Origin of the sequence: Amycolatopsis sp. NPDC001319 (assembly GCF_042896185.1) — a bacterium.
GTDB lineage: Bacteria > Actinomycetota > Actinomycetes > Mycobacteriales > Pseudonocardiaceae > Amycolatopsis.
In genome coordinates, this window is sequence record NZ_JBIAWY010000002.1 from 737,176 (window position 1) to 742,639 (window position 5,464).

The 5,464-nt window shown below is 75.1% G+C and carries 1 protein-coding gene; it reads right to left on the minus strand.

Annotated features, from left to right (window positions below):
* Window positions 1-40: 40 nt before the first annotated feature.
* On the minus strand, window positions 41-5,458 hold the full coding sequence (locus ACFY1H_RS09095; protein WP_386945959.1) for an acyltransferase domain-containing protein: 5,418 nt from the start codon (window positions 5,456-5,458) through the stop codon (window positions 41-43).
* Window positions 5,459-5,464: the final 6 nt, after the last annotated feature.

The following is a 5,464-nucleotide window of genomic DNA, read 5'->3' on the forward strand; positions in this document are numbered from 1 at the left end:
CCGGTGTTCCAGGGAATGACGTCTCGACCTACCGGGTTGCTCAGCCGAGCCCCAGTTCCTCGTCGATGAGCGCGAACATCTCGTCGTCGGTCGACACGGCGAGCGCGGTGGCGGCCGTGGCGGCACTTCCACCGCTCAACGCGGCTGCCTGCCCGCCGTCGTGCTCCTCGACCTTCCAGTGCAGTGCGGAGAGCCGTTTGCCGAGCCGCGTCCGCACCGCGGGTTCGAGCGCGGCCGCGGCCAGGGCCGCCTCCAGCCGCTCGAGCTCCGCGAACACGGACCCGGTTGCTTCGTCGTCGGCCCCGGCACCGAGGTCGGCACCGAGCCGGCGGGCGAGCGCGACGGGTGTCGGGTGGTCGAAAATGGTGGTGGCGGGCAGTTTCACGCCGGTTTCGGCGGTGAGCCGGTTGCGCAGCTCGACCGCCGTCAGCGACGTCATGCCCAGATCGGTGAACCCGCGCTCGACGTCCAGCGCCTCCGGCGAGCCGTGACCCAGCACGGTCGCCGCGTGCCGCGAGACGAGCTCCAGCAGGATGGCCTGCTGCTCCCGCGCGCTGCGGCCGGCCAGCTTTTCCGCCAACACCGACCCGCCGGTCTCAGCGGGTGCGGCCGCCCCGGCCGCACGCCGCGCCGGCGGGCGCACGAGCCCGCGCAGCACGGGCGGGATCTCCTCGTGGGACGTGCCGCCGAGCCGCATCGGCACCGGTACGACCAGTGCCGCGTCGACCTCGGCGGCGGCGTCGAACAGCCGCAGCCCGAGCTCGGCGGACAGCGGCAGCACCCCGCCGCGGCGGAACCGGGCGAGGTCGGTGTCCTCGACACCACCGGTCATCGTGCTGCGCTCGGCCCAGAAGCCCCATGCCAGCGACGTGGCCGGGAGACCTTCGGCCCGGCGGCGTGCGGCGAGGGCGTCGAGGAAGGTGTTGGCGGCGGCGTAGTTGGCCTGGCCGGCGTTGCCGAACACGCCCGCCGCGGAGGAGAACAGCACGAACGCGGCGAGGTCCTTGTCCCGCGTCAGCTCGTCGAGTGCCACGGCGACGTCGACCTTGGGCCGCAGCACCGGGCCGAGGCGGTCCGGCGTCTGGGCTTCGAGGGCGCCGTCGTCGAGGACGCCGGCGAGGTGCACGACGGCCGTGAGCGGCTCGCCGGCCAGCAGCTTCGCGAGTGCCGCGCGGTCGGTGACGTCGCAGGCCTCGACCCGGGCGGTGGCGCCGAGCGCGGTCAGGTCGGTGACGAGTTCGCGGGCGCCCGGGGCGTCGAGACCACGGCGGCTGGTGAGCAGCAGGTCGGTCACGCCGTGCTCGGTGACGAGGTGCCGGGCGACGAGCGCGCCCAGGGTGCCGGTGCCGCCGGTCAGCAGCACCGGGCCGGTGCCCCAGCCGGCCGGCTCCGCGGTGCGTTCGGCGCGGGCGAGGCGAGGCACGGTGATCGCGCCGCCGCGGATCGCGAGCTGGGGTTCACCGCTGCCGAGCGCCGGGGTGAGCGCGGCCAGGGACGTTTCGTCGTCGTCCACGTCGACCAGCACGAACCGGCCGGGGTGCTCGGTCTGGGCGGACCGCACGAGGCCCCAGACGCCCGCGCCGGCGAGCCCGGCCACGGTGTCGCCGGGTCCGGCCGCGACCGCGTTGCGGGTCAGGAGGACCAGGCGGCTGTCGTCGAAGCGGTCGTCGGCGAGCCAGGCGCGCACGGCTTCCAGCGCCGCGGCCGTCGTCTCGTGGACGCTGGTGACCAGGTCGTCCTGCGCCGGTACGAGGGGCAGCACGACGAACGGCCTCGGGTCCACTTCGGACACGGTCGCCGCGATGGCGCCGAGCTTCTCGGCGAGCGGGCCGGTGCCCACCGTCGTGTAGTCCGCGGGCCGGCCGGCCGGCGCGGGAGCCCAGTCCAGCCGGAAGAGCGCGGAGCGCAGTTCGGCGTCGGGCGCCGCGATCTTGGCCGGGTCGAGCGGGCGAAGCTCGATGTTCTCGCACGCCACCACCGGCTGGCCGGAACCGTCGATCGCGGTCAGCGCGACGCCGTCGGACGTCCGGCGCAAGTGGACCCGCAGGGTCGTGGCCCCGGTGGCCGCCACGGTCACGCCGTGCCAAGCGGACGGCAGCGCGAGGGTGTCCTCGGAGACGCAAGCCAGCAGCGACTGCAGAAGCGCGGGGTGCAGGAGACACTGCCCGGCGTCCTCCTCCAGGTCGGCCGCGAGCGTGACCTCGGCGAACACGTCGGTGTCGCCCGGCCACACGCCGGTCACCGCCGCGAAGAGCGGGCCGGCCTCGAAGCCGTGGCGGACGGCTCGGCCGGCGAACGCGTCGAGGTCCTCGGCGACGGCGTTCTCCGGCGGCCACGACAGCGCGGGGATCGGCGCGGCCGCACGCAAAGTGCCGCTCGCGTGGCAGGTCCACGGGCCGTCGTCGAATCGCGCGTAGACGGCGACGGTGCCCGTCCCGCCGTCCGGTTCGGCGATGACCTGGACCTGCGCCGCCGCGGTGCCGGCCAGCGTGAGGGGTTCGTGCACGGTCAGCTCCGCGAGCCCCGGCAGCCCGGCCTCGGCGCCGGCCCGCACGGCCCACTCGACGAACGCCGTGTCCGGCACCAGCACCGTGCCCGCCACCGCGTGGTCGGCCAGCCACGGCTGCGCCGCGAGCGACACGCGGCCGGTCAGGACCACGCCCCGGTCGTCGGCGAGCGGCACGGCCGCGCCGAGCAGCGGGTGGTCCGCGGCGGCGACGCCGAGCCCGGTGGCGTCGGCGGCCGAGGGCAGCACCTCCGGCCAGAACCGCTGCCGCTGGAACGCATACGTCGGCAGGTCCACCCGTCGGCCACCGTCGATCGCCGATGTCCAGTCCACCGGCACGCCCCGCACATGGGCCTCGGCGAAGGACGTGTACAGCCGCGCCAGGCCACCCTCGTGGCGGCGCAACGACCCGACGGCGACAACACCGTCGGTGTCGGCGGTGTCTTGGATGCTCATGACCAGCACCGGGTGGGCGCTCGCCTCCACGAACACGTCGTGGTCCTCGGCCAGCAGCGCCCGCAGCGCGGTCTCCAGCTGCACGACGCCGCGGAGGTTGTCGTACCAGTACCGCGCGTCGAGCCCGGCGGTGTCCTGCCACGCGCCGGTGACGGTCGAGAAGAACGGGACCGCCGAGGTCCGCGGCGCGACCGGGGCCAGGTCCCGCAGCAGTTCGTCGCGGATGCGCTCGACGTGGTGGGAGTGCGAGGCGTAGTCCACGGGCACCTTCTTCGCCCGGACGCCGTCGGCTGCGCACGCCTCGAGGAACTCGTCGAGCGCGCCGGCGTCGCCGGACACGACCACCGAGCCGGGCCCGTTGACCGCGGCGATCGACACGCCGTCGTGCGTCTCCAGGCGTTCGGCCACGACCTCACGCGACGCGGTCACCGAGGCCATCCCACCGAGGCCGGACAGCTCGCGCGCGATGGCCTGGCTGCGCAACGCGACCACGCGGGCACCGTCCTCGAGGGACAGTCCACCCGCGACACACGCCGCCGCGATCTCGCCCTGCGAATGCCCGACGACCGCCGCCGGGACCACGCCCGCCGCACGCCAGACCTCGGCCAGCGCGACCATCATCGCCCACAGCGCGGGCTGCGCCACGTCGACGCGGTCCAGGCCCGGCGCGCCTTCCGCGCCGGTGAGCACGTCCCGCAGCGACCAGTCCACCAGCGGCCGGAGCGCGGCTTCGCACTCGTCGATCCGCGCCGCGAACACCGGCGACGCGGCAAGCAGCTCCGCCCCCATGCCGGCCCACTGGGAACCTTGGCCGGGGAACACCAGCACGGTGCGGCGCTCGTCGGGGATCCGGCCGTCGCCCTCGACCACGCCGGGGCCGGGCGTCCCGTCGGCCAGCGAGCGGACCCCGGCCAGCAGGTCCTCGCGGTTCTCGCCCGCGACGACCGCGCGGTGCTCGTGCAACGTCCGGCCGGTGGCCAGCGAGTACGCGACATCGGCCGGGTCCGCGTCGACGTCGAGCAGCGCCCGCGCCTGGCCGCGCAGCGCGGCCTTGCTCCGCGCCGACAGCAGCCACGGCACGACCCCGGTCCGTTCCGCAGACGGCACTGGCTCGACGGCAGGGGCCTGCTCCAGGATCACGTGCGCGTTGGTGCCGCTCATGCCGAACGACGACACCGCCGCCCGGCGCGGGCGTCCGGTCTCGGGGAACGGCACCGCGTCGGTCAGCAGCGACACCGCGCCCGAGGACCAGCCGACGTGCGGCGACGGCGTCTCGGCGTGCAGCGTCTTCGGGGCGAGACCGTGCTTGAGCGCCATCGCCATCTTGATCACGCCGGCGACCCCGGCCGCGGCCTGAGTGTGGCCGATGTTCGACTTGATCGACCCGAGCAGCAGCGGCCGCTCGGCGGGCCGGTCGCGGCCGTAGGTGGCCAGCAGCGCGTCGGCTTCGATCAGGTCGCCCAGCGCGGTGCCGGTGCCGTGGGCCTCCAGCACGTCGACGTCCTCGGTGGACAGTCGCGCGTTCTCCAGTGCCTGCCGGATCACCCGCTGCTGCGAAGGACCGTTGGGCGCCGTGAGGCCGTTGGACGCGCCGTCCTGGTTGACCGCCGAGCCGCGCAGGACCGCGAGGACCTCGTGGCCGTGACGCTGGGCGTCGGAAAGCCGTTCCAGCACGAGCATCCCCGCGCCCTCGGCCCAGCCGAACCCGTCGGCGCCGTCGGCGAACGCCTTGCACCGGCCGTCCGGCGCGAGCGCCTGCATACGGCTGAACTCGACCAGTGGCGCGGCCGTGGTGATCACGCTCATCCCGCCGGCCAGCGCGAGGGAACACTCCCCCGTCCGCAGCGACCGCGCGGCCCAGTGCAGCGCGACCAGCGACGCCGAGCACGCCGTGTCCACCGTGACCGCCGGGCCTTCGAAGCCGAAGGTGTAGGCCAGCCGCCCGGACGCCACACTGCCCGCGACGCCCGTGCTGACATAGCCCTCCAGGTCCTCACGAGCCTCGCTGAGCACCGAGCCGTAGTCCTGGCCGTTGGTGCCCACGAACACGCCGGTCCGCGAGCCGCGCAGCCGCGCCGGGTCGAGACCCGCGCGTTCCATGGCCTCCCACGACGTCTCCAGCAGCAACCGCTGCTGCGGGTCCATCGCGAGCGCCTCGCGCGGCGCGATCCCGAAGAACGCGGCGTCGAAGTCGGCGATCCCCTCCAGGAACCCGCCGCGGCGGGCCACGGGGAACTCGCCGCCGTCGAGCTCGGCGGGCCAGCCGCGGTCGGCCGGCAGCTCGCCGATCACGTCCCGGCCCTCGGCGGCCACGGCCCACAGGTCCTCGGCGGAGCGCACCCCGCCGGGGAACCGGCAGCCCACGCCCACGATCGCGATCGGCTCGTGCGCCTTCGCCTCGAGCTGCTTGTTCCGGCGGCGCAGGCGCTCGACCTCTTTCGCCGCCGTCCGCAGGGCCTCGACGACCTTCTCGCTGGGCGTGGTCATGGGTGTCAGCTCCGT